The following is a 25,605-nucleotide window of genomic DNA, read 5'->3' on the forward strand; positions in this document are numbered from 1 at the left end:
CCCGACGGCCCAGAAATCCGGTCATTAAATGCGATGAAAAGCCGCCCTTCTGATGCATTTTTATTTCCCTATGGGCGCATCGCAGCCGCCTATTTGATTTCCCCACCTCGACCTGGCTCTAATTTCCCCGAAGACGTGGGAGTCGTAATCCCACGCGAAAAAAGGGAAAGGAGCGTCATGCGGGTCACTCGAGCCTTCCTCGTGGGAGCCTCCGTACTCACCGTCTCGCTCGGCACCACCACCGCCTCGCAGGCACTCGGCTGGGAACGCCCCTGGGCGGCGCACACCCAGAGCAGCACTCGGTCCCCCGCCCACGACGAGCACGGCAAGGGCGACGACAAGAGCCACAAGGAGGTCAAGCTCAACAAGTACAACCTCCACCACAGCTGCAAGGGCCGCGACTTCGGCTTCTGCACCCAGAACCTGACCTTCGCGCCGAAGATCCTGGGAGACATCGGAGTCACGACCGGGCTCATCGGGCTGGCGGCCCCCGCTGCCGCCGCCCCTGCTGCTGCGGCCCCCGCTGCCGCCGCTCCCGCTGCCGCCGCCCCTGCAGCCGCCGCCAACCCTGGTGAGCCCGAGTGGTGCTCGCCCGGCTACTGGCGGAACCACCCCGAGTCCTGGGTCGGCTACAACCCGGCTCTCACAGCCGCTGGGGGGGGGAACCACCTACAGTTCCGTCTTCGGCTCGGCCCCGCCCCGTTCTCAGCTCGGCGTCCGCCAAGGCGCGCCGACCAACCCCACGCTCATGTATGTCCTGCAATTCGGCCAGTACTACCAAAACCCCGGTTTCCACCGGAACCGGATCGCCGATCTGCTGAGTGCGGCTCACCCCGACATCAACTTCACCGGCGTACGCGTCAACAACTGCCCCCTCGACTGAGCGAAAAGCGGTCGCCGCAGCGCCGAGCGGCCGCTGCTGAATCGCCTGGTTCTGCCTGACACTTCCTCGAATTTCACGAGCGACGCGTCAGGTGTGCGGCCCGTACGGCGAGGAATTTCCCGCCGCACGGGCCGCCCAGCAGAAGGAACGTGATGGAATCCTCCAGCAAATCCGCCGCCGGACGTTCGACAAGTGCGGCCATGACGACGCAGTACCTGCCCCCTCCACGGCCGGGAGCCCACGAGGACGCCTTCCCGACTGCGGAGCCGGAGACAGCCGGGGCGCACCCCCCACGTGACAGCGACCCCGCACGCGCCACGGACGGCGACACCCACCGCCGGTGGTCCCGAACCTCTGTCGGCGTGCTGACCGCCACCGCCGCCCTCCTGGCCGGTGCCCTGGTGACGCATCTGGTCATGACCTTCCTGAGCCTGGCCCCGCCCAACGCCCTCAGAATCGGAAACCAGCGGACGATCAACGCGTATCTCGAACCCGAGTTCCAACAGAACTGGAAGTTGTTCGCCCCCGATCCGTTGCAGCGCAACGCCGCCGTCGGTGTCCGCCTGCGGACCACGGCCGACGACGGGACCGCGCACATCTCGGAGTGGATCAACCTCACGGCCCAGGACCTGGACGAGATCAAGGGTGATCCGGCGCCGAGTCACGCGCACCAGAACATGCTCCGCAATGCCTGGGACAACTCCGAGAACTGGCACGGCCCGAACGACCTGCCCAAGGGCATCCGCGGAAAGGTGGCCGTCGCCTACCTGAAGCGCGTGGCGCTGCAACGGGTCGGGCGTCAGTGGGAGGGCGAGCGGATCACAGCGGTACAGCTCGCGGGCCGTTACTCGAAGGTGTCGCCCCCGTCGTGGAGCTCCGAGGAGCCGTCCGACACGACCACCTATCAGGTGCGTCCGTGGTGGCCGGTGACCGACCAGGACTACAAGGGGCTGTGAATTGAGCACCGCAACACCTACGTCGACCCGAACCACTACGACGTCGACTCCTCCCGAAGCAGCGCCCCGCCGGTCGGTCGTCGACCGCTTCCGAGAGGCCCTCGCCCGCTTCGCACGTCTCGCATGCACCACCCGCGCCCCCTATCAGGCCGCGATCTTCCGTATCGGCCTGGCCGTGGCCATCTCCGCCCTTCTGCTCCGGGAGTGGCCGCACCGCCGGGTGCTGTTCGGCGACCGCAGCCCGCTGTCGCACGAGATGGCGCTCGAATTCGGGCGCCTGGACGGGACGTTCAGCGTCCTGCACTGGTCCGGCGGCCAGGTCTGGTTCGAGATCGTCTACGCGCTGACCATCGCCTCGGCCCTGGCTGTGATGGTGGGCTGGCGCACCAGGACCATGAGCGTGCTGCTCATGATCGGGGTGCTCTCGCTGGAGAACCGTAATCCCCTGGTGGGCGACGGCGGCGACAACGTCATGCGCATCATGGTGATCTACCTGGTCTTCACCCGCTGCGCCCAGGTCTGGTCGCTGGACGCGCGGCGCGCCGCCCCCGGAGAGCGGCGGAAGGACCCGGACGACCGCACGGGAGTGGCCCTGTGGGCGGCCACCGGGATCTTCCTGCTGATGGCGTTCGGCATGGACACCGGATGGCCTCTGTTCCTCTGGGTTCTCTGGGGTGTCCAGGGGCTGTGGTACGCGGTCAACCGCTGGTTCCGCGAGACCGAGGGGCGCGCGCTGCTGGACGTGGGGGCGTCCCTGCTGCACAACGCCGCGATGCTGACGATCGCCGGACAGATCTGCCTGATCTACGCCACGTCCGGCTGGTACAAGGTGCAGGGCCCGAAGTGGCAGGAGGGCAGCGCTCTGCACTACGCGCTGAACCTGGAGTATTTCTCCCCCTGGCCCTGGCTCTCGGCGATCGTCGCGGCCAACACCATGCTGGTCCTGGTGCTGAGCTACGGGACGGTCATGCTGCAGGTCGCCTTCCCCTTCACCCTCGGCAACCGCAAGGTCAAGAACGTGCTGGTGGCCGTCATGATCGGCGAGCACCTGGGGATCGCGGTGCTGCTCGGCCTCCCCTTCTTCTCGCTGGCCATGGTCGCGTGCGACGCGATCTTCCTGCCCACCGCGTTCCTGGTGGCCCTCGGCGCCCGCTGCGGCCGCCTGCCCCGGCCCGCGCTGACCAGGAGAGTCGCGGCCGCCTGAGCCCGGCCGATCAGCACGCCGGTGCCCCCCGCCGACGAGGCGGGGGCACCGGTCGTTCTCGTTCGCCCCGTCAGCGCACGTCGACGTAGTCCGCCGCGCTGGTGGCGACGCCGGTCGTCGAGTTGCCGTAGTACACCCAGCGGTAGGAGCCGTCGGTGGAGGCGGTGACCGTGGTCTTCAGGGTCCCGGTGCTGCTGGTGGTGGCCTTCTTGACCGTCTTGAAGGTGTCGGTGCCCTTCGCGCGGAACTGGAGGCTGACCGTGCGGCCGCTGTAGGCGCCGAACTTCTTGGTGCTCCAGTTCGCCCGGGTCAGCTTGCCCGTGACGGTGATCGTCTTGCCCTTGGTGACCGGCTCCGGCGTGGCGTTGACGGTGGCCTTGGCCGCGCGCTTGAGCTGGACGGTCTTGGACCGCGTCTCCAGCTCCGAGGTCTTGAGGCCACCGTCGGCCTTCCACAGGCGCAGCGAGACGCCGACCTTCCAGGTCGTGGCGTCGCTGTTGGAGTCGACATGCTCCTGGCTCGGGTGCGGGTCGATGTAGAGGTTGCCCTCGCAGCGGGCGTGCTTGGAGTCGATCTCGAAGCAGGTGTAGCTGCCCGGCTGGATGAAGTTCTCTCCGGTGTCGGCCGCCGTCTTGATGCTGCCGCGGTAGAGGAACGGGTACGCGTCGTAGCGGGACGGCTCAGCGGTGCTGTATCCGGACGGCAGAGCGATGGTGAAGGAGAGGGGCGGCTCCACCTCCTTCGACGTGCCGACCACGATCGGCTTGCCGTTGTTGATGACGACGTCCGACACGGTGATACCGGTGTCCGCCGCCTGGGCCGCCGGGGCGTTGAGCACCGAGAGCGCCAACGCTCCCGCGAGCGTGGCCACCGCGACGGTCCGTCTGCCTGTTTTCATTCACACCTCTTCAGGAGGATGCCGATGAGAAGAAGCGGCAGATTACCAATGACGTGGCCATGCCCTCCTGGCCGCCCAGCCGGGAGCCGGGACGGTCAGCCCTCGGCCGCGTACGACACGAAGTCCGCCCACGCCGTCGGCGTGAGCGCGAGCTGAGGGCCGACTATGTTCTTGGAGTCGCGGACGTGGACGGTGCCGGGGGCCATGGCGATCTCGACGCAGGAGTTGCCGTCGTTGCCGCCGCTGTAGCTGCTCTTGAACCACGCCAGATCGGAGGCGTCCCCGGCAGTGGTCTCGCGGATCATGTTTCTCCCAGCAGTTGCTCGATGAAGGCCAGCGACTCCCGTGGAGAGAGCGCCTGAGCCCGGATGGTGCCATACCGCAGCTCAAGGATGCGCAGGTGTTTGGGCTCCGATGTCGGTCGGCCGTTGAACGCGCCGTCTGAGCGACCCACGGCCGTGCCGTCCGCGAATTTCAGCAGCTCGATCCGACCGTCGAGGCCGGAGTGGGTCTCGCTGCTCATCGGCATCACCTGAAGCACGACGTTGTGCAACCGCCCCACCTCCAGCAGACGTTCAAGCTGCTGATGCCACACCATTGTGCCTCCGATGGGACGTCGCAGAGCACCCTCTTCCAGGACGAAACTGAGCGCCGGAGCGGGTGAGCGTTCGAAGACCGCCTGCCGCGCCAGCCGAGCCCCCACCATGCGTTCCACATCGTCCGGCGAGTACGGCGGCTGAGCCGCCCCGATGACGGCCCGCGCGTGGTCCGGCGTCTGGAGCAGCCCGGCGATGATGTTGCACTCGTACACCCCGATCTCGACCGCCTGAGCCTCCAGCTTCCCCAGCTCCCGCACCTTCTTCGGGTACCGGACCTTCTTCACGTCCTCCCAGGTCGCGGAGATGAGCCCACCCGCCCCCAACACCTCGTCGGCCTTGTCCAGATACTCCTGGCGGGGAATCCGTTTCCCGCCCTCGATCTTGTAGACCAGGTCCTCGCCGTACCCGACCGCCGTCGCGAAGTCGGCCGCCCGCATCCCCACAGCCTCGCGGCGCAGCTTCAGCTGCCGGCCCACCGTGGCGACGACCGCGACGCCCCAGTCGTCATTGGGGTCCACCTCCCAACCCGGCTCGTCCGCCTCCGTCTTGAGCCGCCCCGCGTCGCCGTCCACCAACATCGCGCACCTCTCCGCCGTACCGTCGTGCCTCAACGCCCCCTACCCGTACGGCCCTTCCGGACAGGCCCGACACGACCGGACAACGCCCGGACAGTCACCGTACGCAACGGCGTAGTCACTGTTCACAGTAAGCACGCACCGCCACGCTGAGTGATGTGAATACGGAAACCGTCGCCGCCCAGGCCGAACTCCACAGCCCCGTCCGCAACTTCAGCGTGCGGCTGTCCCCCACGCCACGCGGAGCCCGCCTCGCCCGCCTTCTCGCGACCGAACAACTGCGCACCTGGGGGCTGCCGTCCGACCCGGCGGAGCACATCGTCGCCGAGCTGGCGGCCAACGCGGCGACACACGGCCGGATTCGGGGCCGCGACTTCGACCTCACGATGTACGTGATCGGTGACACCCTCCGCATCGAGGTCACCGACACGCGCGCCGAACGACTTCCGTGCACCCAACACCCCGCCCCTGACGCCGAGTCGGGCCGAGGCCTGCTCCTCGTCGAGGCGCTCGCCGACCGCTGGGGCACCGCACCGGGGCGGCCCCCACGCAAGACCATCTGGGCGGAAGTCACCCTCCGACCGGCACCGGCACCCGGTGGTCCGTGCTTCGGTGGCACGGGCTATCTATTTCCCAAGTAACTCAAGGGTGAAAGAACCCCCACCAAGCCCCACCCCTCCCGCCCACCGAGCGCGCTCACCCGCGCGAGTGAACCTCGCCAACTCGGCTGGCGTCGAGACCGGTTGTGCGCCTTACGCTCAGCGCAGCACGACACCGCACAACCGCAGAACAACCGCAGAGATACGACGGCCCCCGCCGGGACGGCAATCCCAGTGCGAGGGCCTGACCACCAAGGAAGAGAAGAGCTTCCCGATGGATACGCAGAACCCTAGCGCGCCCTCGCGCGCCCAGTCCCGTAATGCGGGCAAGGAACACCCCCACGGGCACCCCCAGCGGCACCCCGACCCCGACGGCGGCGGCCTGGTCCACGACCACACCCGCCACACCACCCGCTTCACGGTGATCGGCAACCACCTCGCCCAGCACCCGGAGCTGTCAGGGCTGGCAATCGGGCTGGCCGTGCACATCCAGTCGCTGCCGCAGAGCGCCCGCGTCGACATCAGGACCCTCAGCGACCGCTTCCCGGAGGGGCGCGACCGTATCGCCGCCGCGCTGCGGGAGCTGGAGACCCACGGCTACCTGCGGCGGGAGCGCGTACGCACCCCCGGCGGCCGGATCATCACCCGCACGACCTCCTGCAACCAGCCCGGCCGCCGTCACGCGGAGGACGAGCCCGTACGCAGAGCCCGCGAAGCGCGGAAGAAGGCACCGCGCAAGTCCCTACCCGCCGTCCCCCAACCCGCCTACCCCTCCCCCACCCTCCTCCAGACCGCCACCGACCTCCTCGCCGACCTGCGCCGCACGGACCCCCGCCTCCTCCTCTCCGCCTGCGACGCCACCCACCTCGCCCCGGGCGTGGCCGCCTGGCTGGAGCGTGACCTCACCCCCACCGCCGTACGCCACGCCCTGACCAGCGACCTCCCAGCCGAGCCCCTCCACCGCCCGGCAGCTCTCCTGGCCCACCGCCTCACGGCTCAGTTGCCGCCCCCGCCCCCGTTCCGGGCACCCGAGTCACCGCCGGCCGTCCCGCACCCGCTCAAGAACTGCGACGGCTGCGATCGAGGATTCCGGGCGCCGCCCGGGACCGGCCGCTGTCGCGACTGCCGGGCATCCGTATGACCGAAGTGGGCCCCCGAGCCGCGCATAATCCGTTGGCCCGGTCCCGCCGCACGCTCCTACGCTGATCAGGTACCGCCCTCACGTACGGCGACGGCGGCTGTCACGGGAACGTTCATCATGCGTACGCACTATCCACGGACCCGGCATCTGCCCTGGTCCCCCGGCGCCACCCCCGACGATCTCCGGGTCGCGGACCTGTCGGGGCTGCGCGGGCGCGAGGTCGTCGTCACCGAGAAGCTCGACGGTGAGAACACGACGCTGTACGCCGACGGGTTGCACGCCCGGTCCCTCGACTCGGCGCATCACCCGTCCCGGACCTGGGTCAAGGCGCTCCAGGCGCGTATCGGGCATGCGATCCCCGAGGGCTGGCGGGTGTGCGGGGAGAACATGTACGCCCGGCATTCGATCGCGTACGCGGACCTGGAGAGCTGGTTCTACGGCTTCTCCGTGTGGGACGGGGAAGGCCACTGCCTGGGCTGGGACCGGACGGTCGAGTTTCTGCGCGGGCTCGGGATTCCGGTGCCGCGTGTGCTGTGGCGGGGGACGTTCGACGAGCGGGCGCTGCGCGCGCTGCGGCTGGATCTCGGGCTGCAGGAGGGGTACGTCGTCCGGGTCACCGACAGCTTCGCCGCGGCGGAGTTCGGGGAACGGGTGGCCAAGTGGGTGCGGGCCGGGCATGTGCGCACGGACACCCACTGGATGCACGCGGCGGTCGTCGAGAACGGGCTTGGGGCGCGCGCCGGACTGTGGGCCGTGCGCTCGGGCGCGCCCGTCGACGCGGCGGCGCTGGCCGAGGCCGTCGGGCTGCCCGGGGAGGGCGATCCGGAAGCCGCCGCCCGGTTCGACGCGGCGGGGCGGGCCGGAGACGACCGGCTCGCCGGTGTGCTGGCCGCACTGCTGCACGGCCGGCAGCGCGCACGGCTCGCGACCCGCCTCGCGGGCGCCGTGGGGATGCCGCTCGCCCGGCGCGTGGCTGACCTTGGGGGACTGCACCCCGCGCTGCACCGGCCGTACCCGGACGAGGACCGGCGGGCCGGCCTGATCCGGATGTCGTACGCCGCCGATCTCGGTCTGCTGCACTCGGTCGCCCGGGCCACGGCCGACACGGACGAGGCCCGGGAGCAGGTGGACTGGTCCGCCTTGCACGCGGAGGAGGTGGAGGCGTACGGCCTCGGAGGGGACGCTCTGCGGGAGGCCTTCGCCGGGCTGTCCGCCGACGCGGCCGTCCGGTGTCTGGCCGAGGCGCGGGAGGCGTACGCCCGGGGGCGCGTCGGCAGCGTCGACGAATCCGTGGCGGCCACTTGGCGTTGGCGTTCCGGCGACTTCCCGAAGCTGATCCACATGGTCGGGCCGGCCGGCAGCGGCAAGAGCACGTTCGCACGGGGGCTGCCGGGCGTGGACGCGTACGTGTCTCTCGACGACCTGCGCGCGGCCCGTGGCTCCCGCTCCGACCAGAAGGCCAATGCCGACATCCTCCGAGAAGGCCTCGACCGCCTGGACGCCGCGCTGGCCGCGGGCGGGACCGTGGTGTGGGACGCCACGTCCCTCAACAAGCAGCAGCGCTCGGTCGTGCACACGGTCGCCCACCGCCGCGACGCGCTGATCACCCACGCCGTGGTCCTGGTCGACGAGGACGAGTTGATGCGGCGCAACGCCCGCCGCGAGCACCCGGTGCCGCCCGAGGTGCTCACCGCGCAGTGCCGCCGCTTCGGCCCGCCGTACCCGGGCGACGCGCATCGCACCTGGTACATCGGGGCGAGCGGGACCGTAGAGGAAGAGGTCTGAGGAACGTGCGTACGAGCGACGAGATCTATCACCGGGTGCGCTGGGACGCCCGCTTCGACCCGGCCCGCTTCGTCCTGGGCGTCATGCAGCGCGGCGCCGACCCCAAGCGTGTCCCGCTGCCCGCCTTCGTGCCGGGCGGCGAGATCCCGTGGCACCGGGTGCTCTTCTTCGAGGCCGACGGCGAGGTGGTGTGGGACCGGACCACGGGCGTGGACCGGATCGACGCGACGGAGGCCGGGCGCGTACGGGAGGCGCGGCGGCTGCGCGCGCCGTTCTTCACGGCCCGCACGCCGTACGTCTGGGACCCCGAAGGCGAGGACTGGGCGCCCGCGCGCCCGCCCGGAGGCGCCGTCGCTCGGCCCAGGGGCTCAGCCGCCCAGCCTCGGGGTTCCGCCGCTCAGCCCCAGGGGCCCGCCGTACGGCCGGAAGGGTCCGCCGCTCGCCTCGGCGGTGTCCGGGTGCTGACCTGGAACACCCTCTGGGACCGGTACGACGCCGACCGCGTCGAGAGCGCCCGGCGCAGGCCGCTGCTGCTGCGGGCGCTGCGGGACGCCGACGTTGATGTGATCGCGTTGCAGGAGGTCGAGGCTGAGCTGCTGGACATGCTGGGCCGGGAGCCATGGGTACGGGCGGGCTGGACGCTCGGCACGGACCCCCGGGACCGGGACGGGGATGTGGACGCGTGCGGGCTGCTGATCCTGAGCCGGTTGCCGGTCCGCGAGGCGGCGTATCACGCGTTGGGCCCGCACAAGGCGGTGGCGGCCGTGGTCGTGGAGACGGACGCCGGGCACCTCGTGATCGCCGCGACCCACCTCAGCAGCGACCACTCCGAGCGCGGCGCCGACCGGCGGGCCGCCGAACTGGCCCGCATCGCCGCCGGGTTGGCACCTCTGGACGACGACCTGGTCCTGCTGGGCGACTTCAACGACGGCGGCGACACCCCGCAGACCGTGCTCGGGATGCGCGACGCCTGGAGCGAGGCGCGCGGCGCCGACGACACGACACCGACGTTCGACCCCGGCACCAACCCGTTGGCCGCCATCTCCTCCCTGACCGGCCGGGTCTCCCGACTGGACCGGGTACTGCTGCGCTCGGGGAGCGGCGGCCTGCGGGCGCTCCGGGCCGAGTTGTACGGCGACCGGCCCACGGCGGACGGCCTGTTCATCTCCGACCACTACGGGGTGCTGGCCGAGCTGACGACGGACACGGACACGGACACGGACACGGACACGGACGGGAACGGGGATGGAGACGGAGACGGAGGTGGGTACGGGAACGGGGACGGGCACGTGGACGCGCCGGCCGTCGCCCGCATCCTCGACGCTCGGCCGACGCCCCGTACGGCACTCGCGTGGCTGCCTCCCGAGGACCTGTGGCCGCCCCTCCAGGACATCCGCCGTGACCACGACCCACAGATCCACCGCTGGCCCCCGCATGTGAACCTGCTCTTCGGATTCGTACCGGAGCACATGTTCGAGCAGGCGGCAGCCATGCTGGCCGCCGCCCCCACGGCTCCCTTCGGCGCCCGGCTGGAGGGGGTGGACTGGTTCGGCCACCGGGACGACGCCACGGTCTGGCTCGACCCCGCGGCCGACGCCGAGGAGCCCTGGGCCCAGCTGCATCGGACCCTCGTAGACGTGTTCCCCCACTGCCGCGGCCGCCGCCCGGGCTTCACCCCACACCTGAGCCTCGGCCGCACCACGGATCCCCACGCCCTCGCCGCCGACTGCGCGGCCCGGCTCGCCCCGATGCCGGTCCGGATCGGCGAGCTGGCCCTGCTGTCGCGGCGCGGGGAGGAGCCGATGCGGGTACGGGCGACGGTGACGCTGGGGACGGGAGAGATCCGCTGGGCACGGGAGGACGCCCGGCACGAGGCCATCACGGGAACCGGGAGCGCGGGGGCAGGCACAGCCGAGGCAGCCGCGACCGACCGCATCCTCCGCCACATCGCCGCCGCCCTGCCCGACGGCGTGGTCCACCTCGTCGGCTCCCGCCGCCTGGGCTGCGCCCTGCCCGGCGCTGATGTGGACCTGGTCGCGGCGCTGCCCGGCACGGCCGAACTCACCGCCGTACAGCTGAAGTTGAGCAAGGAAATCCCCCAGGCGACCGACGTGCGCGAGGTGATCGGGGCACGCGTACCCGGCCTGCGACTGCGGGTCGACGGGCTGGACGTGGATCTCGCGGTCGTCGCCACGGGCGCACTGGACCCCGCCGAGGCGGTGGACCGCCGGGCCGAGCTGGGCGAGGCGGCGGCGATCGCGCTCAGCGCGGTGAGCGACGCCGACACGCTGCTCGCCGTCGTGGGCGCCCACGAGTCGGCCTTCGTCCGACTGGCCACGCAGGTCAAGGCCTGGGCGAAGGCCCGAGGCCTGGACTCGGCGCCCTTCGGCGGGCTGCCGGGCCTGGCCTGGTCCGTCCTGGCGGCGCGGACGGCGAGCGAGGCCGGTGATCTGCCACCGGCCGATCTCCTACGGCACTTCTTCGCGACCTGGGCAGCCTGGGACTGGAAAGTCCCGGTGGGCGAACCCGCGGGCGAACTGGTGGGCGGCGCCGGTCAGCCCCTTTCCCTGACCATCACGACGCCCTCCGCCCCCGTACGCCCCTGCACCGACCAGGTCACCCCGGGTATGCGTGACCTCATCACCCAAGAGCTGTTCCGCGCCTGGGAGTTGCTGGACGCCACCACCGACCCGTATCCATGGCCCGACCTGCTCTCGCCTCCCCCTCTGCACCGCCGCCACGCGGCCTGGGCGGTCCTGACGGTGGGCCCGGGCGTCGCGGACGAGGGCCGGGTACGAGGACGGATGCGGGCCCTCGTCACCGACCTCGCGACCGTGGCCCCCGACTGCCACGCCTGGCCCCGCCCCTTCACCACGGACCCCGTCCGCTACGCGATCGGCCTGGGTTCCACACCACCGGGCCCCGATCCCCTCGCGGCAGTCGCCGAACGCCGGCTGCGCGGACTGGCGGGGGTCACCCTGACGAGAGCGGAGGGAGGCGAGGTGCCTACCTTGCGCTGACGTACCGACCTTGCGCTGACGTACCGACCTTGCGCTGACGTACCGACCTGACACTGACGTACCGACCTGACACTGAGGGACAAAGCCCCCTGGCCCGGTCAGCGCCCCGCAGCCAGCCCCTCCCGCAGCGCTCCGTACGCCGGCTTCCGCCCATACCCCTCATCCATCGGCGTCGCCGCGCCCTGGCCGTCGAACACCCCCGGCACCCACGAGTACTTGTCCGTGAACCCCCACACCGTGAACGACCTGCAACTCCGCGCCCCCAGGCACGCGTCCAGCAGCCTCCGGAAATAGCTCGCCTGGGTCGCGCGCTTCGCCGAGTCCGCCGGCAGGATCATCCGGACGTCGACCTCCGTGAACGCCGTCTGCATGCCCAGCGCCTCGAAGCGGGCGAGGTTCTCGGCGACCTGCCCCGGGAAGCCGTACTGGATCGCAAGGTGCCCCTGGATACCGAAGCCCTGCACCGGCACGCCCGCGGCCTTCAATTCCTTCGCCAGGTCGTAGTACGCCGTGGACTTCGCGTTGACGCCCTCCACGTTGTAGTCGTTGAGGAAGAGCTTGGCCTTGGGGTCGGCGGCGTGGGCCCAGCGGAAGGCGTCCGCGATGTAGGAGGGGCCGAGCTGCTGCAACCAGATCGAGTTCCGCAGGCTGCCGTCCTCCTCGAAGACCTCGTTGACCACGTCCCACTGCTGGATCCGGCCCTTGTACCGCTTCACCTCGGCGGTGATGTGGTCGCGGAGGATGCCGCGCAGCTCGGTCGCGTCGATCGACCCGTCCGCCACCCCCGCCGTCAGCCAGCCCGGCAGCTGGCTGTGCCACACCAGGGTGTGGCCGCGGACGACCTGGCCGTGGGCGCGGGCGTAGCGGACGAGGTCGTCGGCGGGTTTCCAGTCGTACACCCCGCGCTGCGGCTCCACCGACTCCCACTTCATGACGTTCTCGGCGGTCACGGAATCGAATTCGCGCGCCGTCGTTCTGCGGTACGTCCGGTCGTCCGCGAGGGCCGTCATGTCCACGGCCGTGCCGATGCGCACGCCGGCCCGGTCGGCGAGCGTCCGCAAGGACGGACCGTGCGCGGAGGCCGGCTGTACGGCCACACCCGTGGCCACCAGCGCCCCGGCGACCAGCGCGAGCACGGGCATCCGGAAGCGGTTCGTGTGCCACAGGTTCGACTGCCTCAGCTTCGTATGGCTCGGGTTCGAGTGCCTCAAGTTCGTGTGGCTCGGGTTCGAGTGCCTCAGGTTCGTGCGCCTCATCTGTGGTCCTCTCTCAGATCCGGTGGCTCTCCAGGGGCCCCAGATACGTCGGTGTCAGCCCACCCGTGTCGATCACCAAGCGCTGCAGCACCACCGTCGGATCGACCATCCAGAACGTCAGGCGATGCACCCCGGGCCGCCCGATCGTGTGACGGGTCGCGGTGACATTGACGTTGTCCGAGGTGTTCCGCGCCCACTGCTTGTTCATCAGGCCGTCGTCCGCGCCCGTCACCGCGTGGATGTCGACCGTGCGCGGGGTGTCGTCACCGAAGGACACCGCGTACCGCAGACCACCCGTCGCCAACGCGGGATTCCGAGGCGAGACGTACGCCCAGACGGTGACCTCACCGGCCGACAGCAGGCCGACCTCGTACTCCAGCCGAGGCCCGGCACCCCCCGGGGTCTGGCGGGGCGCCGTCACCGGCCACGGCGTCAGCCCCGCGCCCGTACGGCCGATCCGCTCGATCCGCCGCCACCGGACCCGGCCGTCACGCGAGCCCACCGCCCGCGCACAGTGCTCCGCGTCGATCGCCACATACCCGCCCGCCTCGACGAACCCCCGCAGCCCGCGCGCCTCCCGGGCCGACGGCTTCTCCGCGACGGCCTTGACGGTCACCGAGGCCCCGGCACCGCTCACAGTCACGGAACCCTCGGCCCGACCACCACCCGGCACCCGTCCCCAATCCACCCGGACCTCGACGCGTACCTGTTCCTCCACCCGCCCCCGCGACCGCTCCACCACCAGCCACGGCACCGACGCCTCGATCCGGTACTCGAAGGGCGTACGCCCCCGGTTGAACACCTCGATGTACTGCTGCGGCCGCGTCTGATACGGGCTGAACACCGGAAGCACCGCCTCCGCAGTGGAGCGAGGCCACCACTCCCCCGAGTCGTCCGCCCCGTCGACCGCCACCCCCAGCTCCGCGGCCTCCGGCACCTCGATCCGCCGCACCTTGGGGAAGATCTCGTCCGGCAGCGCCACGTTGTCCTTCTCCGGCTGCTGCCACCCGGCGTTCGGACCGTATCGCTCGACGTCCCCGTACCCGATGTGCGGCTGGGTCTGGAAGCCCCGCCACTTCCCGCCCGCCACCTCGGAGTTGAAGCGGTCGGCCAACGCGAAGTCCCGCTCCAGGCCCACCTCGGCGGCCGCCGCCCGGCCGTTCGTCGCCGCCCGCCCCTGCCCGGCGTAGAGCAGGTTCTCGAACTCCGCCTCCCGCAACCCGTACAGGTTCGCCGTGGCCAGCACCGCGTAGCCGACCAGCTCGAACCACGCGTCCTGGGCGCCCGCCGGAAGTCTCCTCGCCACCCGCTCCGCCCGCTTCGCCAGCGCCCGCCACTCCTCGGTGACGCGTTCCAGCTCCCGGTGGCCGAAGAAGAAGGGCGTCTCCTGGTCGTCGTAGACGACCTCACCGGTGTCCTCGGCCACCGTGATCCGCCGGTTGAGCAACTCGGGCTTGCGGCGTGCCTGAAGCTGTCCGTACGCGCTCAGCACCTCGGCGATCTCCGCGGCGGCGCCCGCCCCGAAGTTCTGCCGCGCGAACCCCCGCTCCCACTCCTCCAGGTTCTCCAGCTTCCAACGCGACGGATCCCAGGCGTAGTTGAGGAAGAACTCGGTCGGCAGCTCGTTCCCCTTCAGATCACCGACGTTCACCACCCACAGCCCGCGATTCCCATAGGAAGCCGCCTCGTGCAGCTGCTCCCACAGGTTCGCGAGGTTCGCCGTGTCGACCCATTTGTAGTTGCGCCCGACGCCGACGTAGTCGAAGTGGTAGTACAACCCGTAGCCCCCACGGCGTACGGGCTCCCCCGGATCCGGATGCTTACGGATGTTCCCCCAGTTGTCGTCGGTGAGGACGACCGTGACATCGTCCGGTGCCCGCAACCCCCGGTCCCAGTACCGCTGGACCTCCTTGTACAGCGTCCACACCTGCGGGGTCTCCGAGGCCGGCCTGCCCGTCACCTCCTCGATGATCTGCCGCTGGGTCTCGATGATCTCCTTCATCAGCTCGATGCCGTCACCGTCGGGGAGGCTCGTGTCGCCGTTGCCCCGCATGCCGAGGGTGACCACGCCCTCGAAGCCCTGGTCCACCATGCGCTGGATACCGGCCCGCCAGTACGCCTTGATCGCCTCGGCGTTACGGCGGTACGACCACTCCCCCGTCCCGCCGTACGGGTCGTGCCCGGGCACCGCGTGCCGGTTCCACTCCTCGATCCCCCGCATCATGGGCGCCTCATGAGACGTGCCCATGACAATCCCGTACTCCGAAGCCCGCTCATGGTTCTCCGGGTCGTCCTCCGCGAAGGCCCTCCCCCACACCGCCGGCCAGACGTAGTTCCCCTTCAGCCGCAGCAACACCTCGAAGACCTTGGCCCAGAAGGCGGCGTTGAAGCCCCCGGGATGCCCGGGCGCCTTCCCGGGCCCGAAGTACGCCGGCGCCCACGTCCCGAGCGCCGGGTTCTCGTCGTTGATGAAGATGCCCCGGTACTTCACGGCCGGCGTCCCCTGGCTGAAGCGGCCCGGCCGCACGTACACCGCGTCCCGGTGGACCGGCGGCACGTCGTCCCACCAGTACCAGGGCGAGACTCCGATGCCGTACGACACGTCGTACGCGCCGAAGATCGTGCCGCGCGGATCGCTGCCCGCGACGACGAAGGCCCGCCGCACCCCCGGCATCGGCCGGTCGACGACCGTCTGCAGCGAGGTCTCCCATTTCCCCCGCACTCCGCCGACGTCCAGTTTCCCGGCGGCGATCAGCCCGTCGATCAGCGGACTGCGGCCGATGGTCCCCACCAGCACGACCTCGGGCCCGACCGCGTCCCCCGGCCGTACACCCGTCACCCGCTCGATGTCGTCACGGAGATCCCCTGCGACCCGTACGACTCCGGGGTGATCCTCGGGGCTGACCACGACCGGGACCCCGACCAGCGCAAACGCCCCCGCCACGGGCGAGAAGGAGATGTACGCCCCCGGATCCGTAGCCCTCAGGTCGGTGGCCCCCGAGTCGGACTCCGCCCACGCGCCCCCGGCCTGCGTCGACCACACCGGCACCGCGGCGACCCCGGCACCGAGCACGGCCCTACGGCTGACGTACCCAGACATGACACACCCCTCCACCCCGGTATTTGCTCAGCGGCATGACAAATAGTGAAGGGAGTGACCGGCGGGGGGAATGGGTCGTCACCGTCGAATAGTTTCGAAGCCCGCACTGCGGATGCCCCGTCCCCGCACAGCGAAGAGGCCCGTACGACCGAAGTCGTACGGGCCTCTCCAGAGACCTACCGGGTCAGTTCAAGATCACTTGGTGATCTTGGTGACCTGGCCGGCGCCCACGGTCCGGCCACCCTCACGGATGGCGAACTTCAGGCCCTCTTCCATGGCGATGGGCTGAATGAGCTCAACCTTCATCTCCGTGTTGTCGCCGGGCATGACCATCTCGGTGCCCTCGGGGAGGGTCACCACGCCGGTCACGTCCGTCGTACGGAAGTAGAACTGCGGGCGGTAGTTGTTGAAGAACGGCGTGTGGCGGCCACCCTCGTCCTTGGACAGGATGTAGGCCTGGGCCTCGAACTCGGTGTGCGGCGTGACCGAACCGGGCTTGATGATGACCTGGCCGCGCTCGACGTCCTCGCGCTTGATGCCACGGAGGAGCAGACCGACGTTCTCACCGGCCTGGCCCTCGTCGAGCAGCTTGCGGAACATCTCGATGCCGGTGACCGTGGTGGTGGTCTTGTCCTGCTTGATGCCCACGATGTCGACGGTCTCGTTGACCTTGAGGACACCACGCTCGATACGACCGGTGACGACGGTGCCACGACCGGTGATCGTGAAGACGTCCTCGATCGGCATCAGGAACGGCTTGTCGACGTCACGCTCGGGCTGCGGGATGTTCTCGTCGACGGCCTTCATCAGGTCGAGGACGGACTGGCCCCACTCCTTGTCGCCCTCAAGGGCCTTGAGCGCGGAGACCTTGACGACCGGCAGGTCGTCGCCCGGGAACTCGTACTCGGAGAGCAGCTCACGGACCTCGAGCTCGACGAGCTCCAGGATCTCCTCGTCGTCCACCATGTCGGCCTTGTTCAGGGCGACGACGATGTACGGAACACCGACCTGGCGGGCCAGGAGCACGTGCTCCTTGGTCTGCGGCATCGGGCCGTCGGTGGCGGCGACAACGAGGATGGCGCCGTCCATCTGCGCCGCACCCGTGATCATGTTCTTGATGTAGTCCGCGTGACCGGGGCAGTCGACGTGGGCGTAGTGACGCGTCTCGGTCTGGTACTCGACGTGCGCGATCGAGATCGTGATACCGCGCTGACGCTCCTCGGGAGCCTTGTCGATCTGGTCGAAGGCCGAGGCCTCGTTCAGGTCCGGGAACGCGTCGTGCAGCACCTTGGTAATGGCGGCCGTGAGGGTCGTCTTACCGTGGTCGATGTGACCGATGGTGCCGATGTTGACGTGGGGCTTAGTCCGCTCGAACTTCGCCTTCGCCACTGGGTCCTCCTGTGGAGTGGTTCTGGTACGCCTTACTCATCGGCGCCAGGTGATCTTTGCTGGGATGCCGCCCGCCGGGGTGTCCCCTTGCCGGGTGAGTCCCGGCGGTCGGTGTCAAGCCTAAAGCGTGTAAACGGGGTGTGTTACTCGCCCTTGGCCTTCGCGATGATCTCCTCGGCGACGTTCCGCGGAACCTCGGCGTAGGAGTCGAACTGCATCGAGTAGCTTGCGCGACCCGAGGTCTTGCTACGGAGGTCTCCGACGTAGCCGAACATCTCCGAGAGGGGCACAAGGCCCTTCACGACGCGGGCACCGGCCCGCTCCTCCATGGCCTGGATCTGACCACGGCGGGAGTTGATGTCGCCGATGACCTCACCCATGTAGTCCTCGGGCGTGGTGACCTCGACGGCCATCATCGGCTCAAGGAGCACGGGGGACGCCTTGCGCGCGGCCTCCTTGAAGGCCTGCGATCCGGCGATCTTGAACGCGAGCTCGGAGGAGTCGACCTCGTGGTAGGCACCGTCGAGAAGCGTGACACGGACGCCCGTCATCTCGTACCCGGCGAGGATGCCGAACTGCATGGCCTCCTGCGCACCGGCGTCCACCGAAGGGATGTACTCCTTCGGGATACGGCCACCGGTCACCTTGTTCACGAACTCGTACGACGTGTCGCCGCCCTCGAGGGGCTCGATCGCGATCTGCACCTTGGCGAACTGACCGGTACCACCGGTCTGCTTCTTGTGGGTGTAGTCCACGCGCTCGACGGCCTTGCGGATCGTCTCGCGGTACGCGACCTGCGGCTTGCCGACGTTGGCCTCGACCTTGAACTCACGGCGCATACGGTCGACCAGCACCTCGAGGTGCAGCTCGCCCATACCACCGATGATGGTCTGGCCCGTCTCCTCGTCCGAGTGGACCTGGAAGGAGGGGTCCTCCTCCGCGAGACGCTGGATGGCGACACCCAGCTTCTCCTGGTCACCCTTGGACTTGGGCTCGATGGCGACCTGGATGACCGGCGCCGGGAAGTCCATGGACTCCAGGATCACCGGGTTCTTGTCGTCGGACAGCGTCTCACCGGTGGTGGTCTGCTTCAGGCCCATGACGGCGACGATGTCGCCGGCGCCCACCGACTCGATCTCCTCACGCTTGTTCGCGTGCATGCGGTAGATCTTGCCGATGCGCTCCTTCTTGCCCTTGACGGAGTTCAGCACGGCGGTGCCGGACTCCAGGCGACCGGAGTAGATCCGGACGAAGGTGAGCTTGCCGAGGTGCGGGTCGCTCATGATCTTGAACGCCAGCGCGGACAGCGGCTCGTCGTCCGACGGCTTGCGCTTGACGACGACCTCGGGGTCCTTGACGTCGTGGCCCTCGATGGCCTCGACGTCGAGCGGGGTCGGCAGGTAGCGCACGACCGCGTCGAGCAGGGGCTGGACGCCCTTGTTCTTGAACGCGGTACCACAGAACACCGGGGTGACCGTGACGCCGTCGGACTTGCCGGACGCGATGGTGATGCGACGGATCGCGGCGTACAGCTGCTCCTCGGTGGGCTCCTGGCCCTCCAGGAACAGCTCCATGATCTCGTCGTCGTTCTCCGCGACGGCCTCGACCAGCTTGCCGCGGTACTCCTCGGCAGCCTCGGTGTGCGTGGCCGGGATGTCGACGACGTCGTACATCTCGCCCTTGGCGGCCTCGGCGGACCACACGAGCGCCTTCATGCGGACCAGGTCCACAACGCCCTTGAAGTCCATCTCGGCGCCGATCGGCAGCTGCATGACGAGCGGGACGGCACCCAGGCGGCTCGAGATCATGTCCACACAGCGGTGGAACTCGGCGCCGGTACGGTCCAGCTTGTTCACGAAGCAGATGCGCGGCACGCCGTAACGGTCGGCCTGACGCCACACCGTCTCGGACTGCGGCTCGACACCCGCGACACCGTCGAACACCGTGACGGCACCGTCGAGGACGCGGAGCGAACGCTCCACCTCGACCGTGAAGTCGACGTGCCCGGGGGTGTCGATGATGTTGATCGTGTAGTCGTTGTCCTCGAGCGGCCAGTGACAGGTGGTGGCAGCAGAGGTGATCGTGATGCCACGCTCCTGCTCCTGCTCCATCCAGTCCATGGTGGCGGCGCCGTCGTGGACCTCACCGATCTTGTAGCTGACGCCGGTGTAGAAGAGGATCCGCTCGGTGGTGGTCGTCTTGCCCGCGTCGATGTGGGCCATGATCCCGATGTTGCGGACCTTGGCCAGGTCAAGTGAAGTGGTAGCCATAAGGCTTCAGTCTTCTCTCGGTCTCGATGGGGGTAGCGACTACCAGCGGTAGTGCGCGAAGGCCTTGTTGGACTCGGCCATCTTGTGGGTGTCCTCGCGCTTCTTCACAGCGGCACCGAGGCCGTTGGACGCGTCGAGAAGCTCGTTGAGCAGACGCTCGGTCATGGTCTTCTCGCGACGGGCGCGGGAGTAACCGACCAGCCAGCGCAGCGCGAGCGTGTTGGCACGACCGGGCTTGACCTCGATCGGAACCTGGTACGTCGCACCACCGACACGGCGGGACTTGACCTCGAGGGTCGGCTTGATGTTCTCCAGAGCGCGCTTCAGCGTGATGATCGGGTCGTTGCCCGTCTTCTCACGCAGGCCCTCCATGGCGCCGTAGACGATGCGCTCGGCGGTGGAGCGCTTGCCGTTCAGCAGCACCTTGTTGATGAGCGATGTGACAAGAGGAGAACCGTAGACCGGGTCGATGATGACCGGGCGCTTCGGGGCGGGGCCCTTACGAGGCATTCTTACTTCTCCTTCTTGGCGCCGTAGCGGCTGCGGGCCTGCTTGCGGTTCTTGACACCCTGGGTGTCAAGCGAACCGCGGATGATCTTGTAGCGAACACCCGGCAGGTCCTTCACACGGCCACCACGCACGAGCACGATGGAGTGCTCCTGCAGGTTGTGTCCCTCACCCGGAATGTAAGCGGTGACCTCGATCCCGCTGGTCAGACGCACACGCGCGACCTTACGCAGGGCCGAGTTCGGCTTCTTCGGGGTGGTCGTGAACACACGCGTGCAGACGCCGCGGCGCTGGGGCGAACCCTCGAGCGCGGGCGTCTTGTTCTTCTCGACCTTGTCCTGCCGGCCCTTCCGGACCAGCTGCTGGATCGTAGGCACTACTTCTCCGGTTTCTGTGTGCCGAATGGTGAAGCTAACCTGAAACATTCGCCGACCCACGCGGTCGGGTGTGTCGAAACTGCAGACTCCCGCCGCGAGGCAGAAAGGGCGCAGATTGCGGTGGCCGCTTACGGCTCCCCCTATGCGGTGTGAAGGCACGCACGGGAGCCAGGGCACACCCCAGGCACAAGGTCTGAGCGTACCTACCTCATTCGCTACGGTCAAAACAAATGGGTGGCCGCTGCGCTGGGCTGGGGCCGGGCGCCCCTTCTCCGTAGCTCCGGACGGTCGGATGGCGACCGCGGGTGTGGTTGCTCGCGCCCACGCGGCGGAGCCGCAGATCGATACAGCCCCGCGCCCCTGGAGGGGCTGCGCCCCTCTCAGGGCGCCGCCCCGGTGGTCAGCTGGAAGCCGACAGCTCCAGCAGCATGAGGAGGGCCAGGAAGGCCGCCCAGCCCGCCACGGAGAGCCATCCCAGGATGAGGCCGGCCAGGGCGAAGCCCTCGCCGCCCTCACCGGTGCGCCTGATCTCGGCGCGGGCGGTGTGGCCGAGGATCACGGCCGGAATGCCGGTCAGCCCCATCGTCATGGTGGTGAGCACGCCGCAGACCATCGCGCCGACGGCCTTGCCGTTGGTGGCCGGAACCGGCGGCGGGGCCGGCATGAACGTTCTCGGCACCATGGGGGCCATCGTGACCCCTGGCTGCATCGACGAAGGCCCCTGCGGCAGGTCGGCGACCAACAGGGCCAGCTCGCCCACCGTACGGGCCTTGTAGGCCCTCTCGACGCGCCTCTCGTACTCGTCCTGCGGAAGGCGGCCCTCGCTGAAGCCCGCCTTGAGGACATCGACGGCACGCTCACGATCGGCGTGTGCGGCCAGCAGCGAAGGACTACTGCCCTGCGCCTGCTGCCACGGCACGGGCTGCCACGACGGGTTCGACACGAGAAACACTCCCCCGGACTGGTTGTTCCTCCATGATGCTGCAACGCACGGCCCGCGGCATCGGTTCCCCGCCTCAGGTGTGTTGCGGTTCTGCCACACCGAACACCCGAACAAACGCCGAAGGGCGGCCACCCGAAAGGTGACCGCCCCTCAACTCAAGCGACAACAGCTGTTCGCCTACTGGTTGTACGGACCGTAGTCGTAGTCCTCCAGCGGGACGGCCTGGCCGGAGCCCGTGCCGAACGGCGAGTAGTCGATGTCGTCGTAGCCGACGGCCGAGTACATCGCGGCCTTGGCCTCCTCGGTCGGCTCGACCCGGATGTTGCGGTAGCGGGACAGACCCGTACCGGCCGGGATGAGCTTACCGATGATGACGTTCTCCTTGAGGCCGATGAGGCTGTCGGACTTGGCGTTGATCGCCGCGTCCGTCAGGACTCGGGTCGTCTCCTGGAAGGAGGCGGCCGACAGCCAGGATTCCGTCGCCAGCGAGGCCTTGGTGATACCCATCAGCTGCGGACGACCGGAGGCCGGGTGACCGCCCTCCTGGACCACACGACGGTTCTCGGTCTCGAACTTCGAGCGCTCGACCAGCTCACCGGGCAGCAGCTCGGCGTCGCCGGACTCGATGATCGTCACCCGGCGGAGCATCTGCCGGATGATGATCTCGATGTGCTTGTCGTGGATCGACACACCCTGCGAGTTGTAGACCTTCTGGACCTCGCCGACCAGGTGGACCTGGACGGCACGCTGGCCCAGGATGCGCAGCACGTCGTGCGGGTTGGTGGCACCCACGGTGAGCTTCTGGCCCACCTCGACGTGCTCGCCCTCGCTGACCATCAGACGGGCACGCTTCGAGATGGGGTAGGCCATCTCGTCGCTGCCGTCGTCCGGGGTGACGACGATCTTCTTGGTCTTCTCGGTCTCCTCGATCCGCACGCGGCCGGAGGCCTCGGAGATCGGGGCGACACCCTTCGGGGTACGGGCCTCGAAGAGCTCGACGACACGCGGCAGACCCTGGGTGATGTCGTCACCGGCCACACCACCGGTGTGGAAGGTACGCATCGTCAGCTGGGTACCGGGCTCACCGATGGACTGGGCGGCGATGATGCCGACCGCCTCACCGATGTCGACCAGCTTGCCGGTGGCCAGGGAGCGGCCGTAGCACATGGCGCACGTGCCGACCTTGGACTCACAGGTCAGGATCGAGCGGGTCTTGACCTCCTCGACACCGTGGTGCACGAGCTGGTCGATGAGCACGTCGCCCAGGTCCACGTTGGCCGGCGCGATCACCTTGCCGTCGATGACGACGTCCTCGGCGAGCATGCGGGCGTAGACGCTGGTCTCGACGTCCTCGGCCTTGCGCAGGACACCGGTCTCGTCCTTCGAGGCGATCCGCAGCTTCAGACCGCGCTCGGTGCCGCAGTCCTCCTCGCGGATGATGACGTCCTGCGAGACGTCCACCAGACGACGGGTCAGGTAACCCGAGTCGGCGGTACGCAGGGCGGTGTCCGCCAGACCCTTACGGGCACCGTGCGTGGAGATGAAGTACTCAAGCACGGACAGACCCTCGCGGAACGAGGCCTTGATGGGACGCGGGATCGTCTCGTTCTTCGCGTTCGACACCAGACCACGCATACCGGCGATCTGACGCATCTGCATCATGTTGCCTCGTGCACCCGAGTTCACCATCATGAAGATCGGGTTGGTCTTCGGGAAGTTGTCGTTCATCGCCTCGGCGACCTCGTTGGTCGCCTTGGTCCAGATCGCGATGAGCTCCTGCGTGCGCTCGTCCTTGGTGATCAGACCACGCTCGTACTGCTTCTGGACCTTCTCGTCCTGCGCCTCGTAGCCCTTGACGATCTCCTTCTTCGCCTCGGGAACGACGACGTCGGAGATGGCCACGGTGACACCGGAACGGGTCGCCCAGAAGAAGCCGGACGCCTTCAGGTTGTCGAGCGTCGCCGCCACGATGACCTTGGGGTAGCGCTCGGCGAGGTCGTTGACGATCTCGGAGAGCTGCTTCTTGCCGACCTCGTAGTCGACGAAGGGGTAGTCCTCCGGCAGCAACTCGTTGAAGAGCGCGCGGCCCAGCGTGGTCTTCAGAGTGAAGCTGTCACCCTGCTGCCACTCCGGCTCGCCCTCCTCGCGCACCGGCGGGGTCCAGCCGCGCGGCGGGATGGTGCCCACCGGGAAGCGGATGTCCACGCGCGACTGCAGCGAGAGCTCGCCGGCGTCGAACGCCATGATCGCCTCGGCGACCGACGAGAACGAGCGGTCCTCGCCCTTGACGTCCCGCATCTCACCGTCGGTGGTGAGGAAGAACAGACCGAGGACCATGTCCTGGGTCGGCATCGTCACCGGACGGCCGTCGGCGGGCTTGAGGATGTTGTTCGAGGACAGCATCAGGATACGGGCCTCGGCCTGCGCCTCCGCGGAGAGCGGCAGGTGCACGGCCATCTGGTCACCGTCGAAGTCCGCGTTGAACGCGGTGCAGACGAGCGGGTGGATCTGGATGGCCTTGCCCTCGACCAGCTGCGGCTCGAAGGCCTGGATGCCGAGGCGGTGCAGGGTGGGAGCACGGTTCAGCAGCACCGGGTGCTCGGCGATGACCTCTTCGAGGACGTCGTACACGACCGTGCGGCCGCGCTCCACCATGCGCTTGGCGCTCTTGATGTTCTGCGCGTGGTTCAGGTCGACCAGACGCTTCATCACGAACGGCTTGAAGAGCTCCAGCGCCATCGCCTTCGGCAGACCGCACTGGTGCAGCTTCAGCTGCGGACCGACGACGATCACGGAACGCGCGGAGTAGTCCACACGCTTGCCGAGCAGGTTCTGACGGAATCGACCCTGCTTACCCTTCAGCATGTCGCTGAGGGACTTCAGCGGGCGGTTACCGGGACCGGTGACCGGACGGCCACGACGACCGTTGTCGAACAGCGCGTCGACGGCCTCCTGGAGCATGCGCTTCTCGTTGTTCACGATGATCTCGGGCGCGCCGAGGTCGAGAAGCCGCTTCAGTCGGTTGTTCCGGTTGATCACACGGCGGTACAGGTCGTTCAGGTCGGAGGTCGCGAAGCGGCCACCGTCCAGCTGCACCATCGGGCGGAGGTCCGGCGGGATGACCGGGACGCAGTCGAGGACCATGCCCTTGGGGCTGTTGGAGGTCTGCAGGAAGGCAGACACGACCTTCAGCCGCTTCAGCGCACGGGTCTTCTTCTGACCCTTGCCGGTACGGATGATCTCGCGGAGGCGCTCGGCCTCCTCGTCCAGGTCGAAGGACTCCAGGCGCTTCTGCAGCGCCGCGGCACCCATCGAACCGTCGAAGTACGTGCCGAAGCGGTCACGCAGCTCGCGGTAGAGGAGCTCGTCGCCCTCCAGGTCCTGGACCTTGAGGTTCTTGAACCGGGTCCACACCTCGTCGAGACGGTCGATCTCGCGCTGCGTACGGTCACGCAGCTGCTTCATCTCCCGCTCGGCACCTTCACGCACCTTGCGGCGCACGTCGGCCTTGGCACCCTCGGCCTCGAGCTCGGCCAGGTCGGTCTCGAGCTTCTTGGCGCGGGCCTCGAGGTCGGCGTCGCGACGGTTCTCGATCTGCTGACGCTCGACGGAGACGTGGGCCTCCAGCGACGGCAGGTCGCGGGTACGGCGCTCGTCGTCGACGTACGTGATCATGTACGCCGCGAAGTAGATGACCTTCTCCAGGTCCTTCGGGGCGAGGTCGAGCAGGTAGCCCAGCCGCGACGGAACGCCCTTGAAGTACCAGATGTGGGTGACGGGAGCGGCCAGTTCGATGTGGCCCATCCGCTCACGGCGCACCTTGGCGCGCGTGACCTCGACGCCACAGCGCTCACAGATGATGCCCTTGAAGCGGACACGCTTGTACTTGCCGCAGTAGCACTCCCAGTCCCGGGTCGGACCGAAGATCTTCTCGCAGAAGAGTCCGTCCTTTTCGGGCTTGAGCGTGCGGTAGTTGATCGTCTCGGGCTTCTTGACCTCGCCGTGGCTCCACTGACGGATGTCGTCAGCGGTAGCCAGACCGATCCGGAGCTCGTCGAAGAAGTTGACGTCGAGCACTATGCGTCAATCCCTCTCAGGGTTGT

The 25,605-nt window shown here is 68.8% G+C and carries 19 protein-coding genes; 7 read left to right on the forward strand and 12 right to left on the reverse strand.

Going from position 1 to position 25,605, the window contains the following annotated elements; all coding sequences use genetic code 11:
• Window positions 1-748: 748 nt before the first annotated feature.
• The gene (locus JIX56_RS17260; protein WP_257541682.1) at window positions 749-883 is read left to right on the forward strand and encodes a hypothetical protein; all 135 of its coding nucleotides are present in this window, start codon (window positions 749-751) and stop codon (window positions 881-883) included.
• Between the two features lie 73 nt (window positions 884-956).
• Here the strand turns inward: JIX56_RS17260 and JIX56_RS17265 are convergent, their stop codons facing one another.
• Window positions 957-1,085, reverse strand: coding sequence for a hypothetical protein (locus JIX56_RS17265; protein WP_257541684.1), 129 nt, complete (start codon window positions 1,083-1,085; stop codon window positions 957-959).
• On the opposite strand from JIX56_RS17265, the gene JIX56_RS17270 reads away from it, so the two are divergent.
• Window positions 1,084-1,839 carry a DUF5819 family protein gene (locus tag JIX56_RS17270; RefSeq protein WP_257541686.1) on the forward strand — a complete coding sequence of 252 codons (756 nt, stop codon included), beginning with the start codon at window positions 1,084-1,086 and terminating at the stop codon, window positions 1,837-1,839. The genes JIX56_RS17265 and JIX56_RS17270 overlap by 2 nt on opposite strands.
• A gap of 1 nt (window position 1,840) precedes the next feature.
• Window positions 1,841-3,043, forward strand: a complete 1,203-nt coding sequence (locus tag JIX56_RS17275; RefSeq protein WP_257541688.1) for an HTTM domain-containing protein — start codon at window positions 1,841-1,843, stop codon at window positions 3,041-3,043.
• 70 nt (window positions 3,044-3,113) lie between these two features.
• On the opposite strand, the gene JIX56_RS17280 is transcribed toward JIX56_RS17275, so the two are convergent.
• From JIX56_RS17280 to JIX56_RS17290, 3 genes are all read right to left on the reverse strand, one after another.
• A complete protein-coding gene (locus JIX56_RS17280) occupies window positions 3,114-3,941 on the reverse strand; it encodes a hypothetical protein (RefSeq protein WP_257541690.1) in 828 nt (275 codons plus the stop codon).
• 95 nt (window positions 3,942-4,036) lie between these two features.
• Window positions 4,037-4,246, reverse strand: a complete 210-nt coding sequence (locus JIX56_RS17285) for a DUF397 domain-containing protein (protein WP_257541692.1) — start codon at window positions 4,244-4,246, stop codon at window positions 4,037-4,039.
• On the reverse strand, window positions 4,243-5,118 hold the full coding sequence (locus JIX56_RS17290; RefSeq protein WP_257541694.1) for a helix-turn-helix domain-containing protein: 876 nt from the start codon (window positions 5,116-5,118) through the stop codon (window positions 4,243-4,245). Before JIX56_RS17290 ends, JIX56_RS17285 begins: the two co-directional genes overlap by 4 nt.
• A 146-nt stretch (window positions 5,119-5,264) precedes the next feature.
• Here JIX56_RS17290 and JIX56_RS17295 point away from each other — a divergent pair, with 146 nt between their 5' ends.
• From JIX56_RS17295 to JIX56_RS17310, 4 genes are all read left to right on the forward strand, one after another.
• Entirely contained in the window at window positions 5,265-5,756 is a 492-nt protein-coding gene (locus JIX56_RS17295; RefSeq protein WP_257550933.1) for an ATP-binding protein, read from the forward strand.
• 232 nt (window positions 5,757-5,988) lie between these two features.
• A complete protein-coding gene (locus JIX56_RS17300; protein ID WP_257541696.1) occupies window positions 5,989-6,855 on the forward strand; it encodes a helix-turn-helix domain-containing protein in 867 nt (288 codons plus the stop codon).
• A 117-nt stretch (window positions 6,856-6,972) separates the two neighbouring features.
• Complete coding sequence (locus tag JIX56_RS17305; RefSeq protein WP_257541698.1) at window positions 6,973-8,640, forward strand: RNA ligase family protein; 1,668 nt, start codon at window positions 6,973-6,975, stop codon at window positions 8,638-8,640.
• A 5-nt stretch (window positions 8,641-8,645) separates the two neighbouring features.
• Window positions 8,646-11,660: a poly(A) polymerase gene (locus JIX56_RS17310; RefSeq protein WP_257541699.1), complete on the forward strand. Its 3,015-nt coding sequence runs from the start codon at window positions 8,646-8,648 to the stop codon at window positions 11,658-11,660.
• 98 nt (window positions 11,661-11,758) lie between these two features.
• Here JIX56_RS17310 and JIX56_RS17315 read toward each other — a convergent pair whose 3' ends face one another.
• The 8 genes from JIX56_RS17315 to JIX56_RS17350 form a co-directional block, all read right to left on the reverse strand.
• A complete protein-coding gene (locus JIX56_RS17315; protein WP_257541701.1) occupies window positions 11,759-12,802 on the reverse strand; it encodes an endo-1,4-beta-xylanase in 1,044 nt (347 codons plus the stop codon).
• 127 nt (window positions 12,803-12,929) lie between these two features.
• Window positions 12,930-16,016 carry a glycosyl hydrolase 115 family protein gene (locus JIX56_RS17320; RefSeq protein ID WP_257541703.1) on the reverse strand — a complete coding sequence of 1,029 codons (3,087 nt, stop codon included), beginning with the start codon at window positions 16,014-16,016 and terminating at the stop codon, window positions 12,930-12,932.
• 195 nt (window positions 16,017-16,211) lie between these two features.
• Window positions 16,212-17,405 carry an elongation factor Tu gene (gene tuf / locus JIX56_RS17325; protein WP_257541705.1) on the reverse strand — a complete coding sequence of 398 codons (1,194 nt, stop codon included), beginning with the start codon at window positions 17,403-17,405 and terminating at the stop codon, window positions 16,212-16,214.
• Window positions 17,406-17,548: 143 nt separating this feature from the next.
• Entirely contained in the window at window positions 17,549-19,675 is a 2,127-nt protein-coding gene (gene fusA / locus JIX56_RS17330) for an elongation factor G (RefSeq protein ID WP_257541707.1), read from the reverse strand.
• A gap of 39 nt (window positions 19,676-19,714) precedes the next feature.
• Complete coding sequence (gene rpsG / locus JIX56_RS17335; protein ID WP_003992340.1) at window positions 19,715-20,185, reverse strand: 30S ribosomal protein S7; 471 nt, start codon at window positions 20,183-20,185, stop codon at window positions 19,715-19,717.
• A 2-nt stretch (window positions 20,186-20,187) separates the two neighbouring features.
• Window positions 20,188-20,559 carry a 30S ribosomal protein S12 gene (gene rpsL, locus JIX56_RS17340; protein WP_003948652.1) on the reverse strand — a complete coding sequence of 124 codons (372 nt, stop codon included), beginning with the start codon at window positions 20,557-20,559 and terminating at the stop codon, window positions 20,188-20,190.
• 400 nt (window positions 20,560-20,959) lie between these two features.
• On the reverse strand, window positions 20,960-21,502 hold the full coding sequence (locus tag JIX56_RS17345) for a DUF1707 and DUF4190 domain-containing protein (RefSeq protein ID WP_257541709.1): 543 nt from the start codon (window positions 21,500-21,502) through the stop codon (window positions 20,960-20,962).
• Between the two features lie 177 nt (window positions 21,503-21,679).
• Window positions 21,680-25,579, reverse strand: a complete 3,900-nt coding sequence (locus JIX56_RS17350; RefSeq protein ID WP_257541711.1) for a DNA-directed RNA polymerase subunit beta' — start codon at window positions 25,577-25,579, stop codon at window positions 21,680-21,682.
• Between the last annotated feature and the right edge of the window lie 26 nt (window positions 25,580-25,605).

It is taken from the genome of Streptomyces sp. CA-210063, assembly GCF_024612015.1.
In the GTDB taxonomy this organism is placed as follows: Bacteria; Actinomycetota; Actinomycetes; order Streptomycetales; family Streptomycetaceae; genus Streptomyces.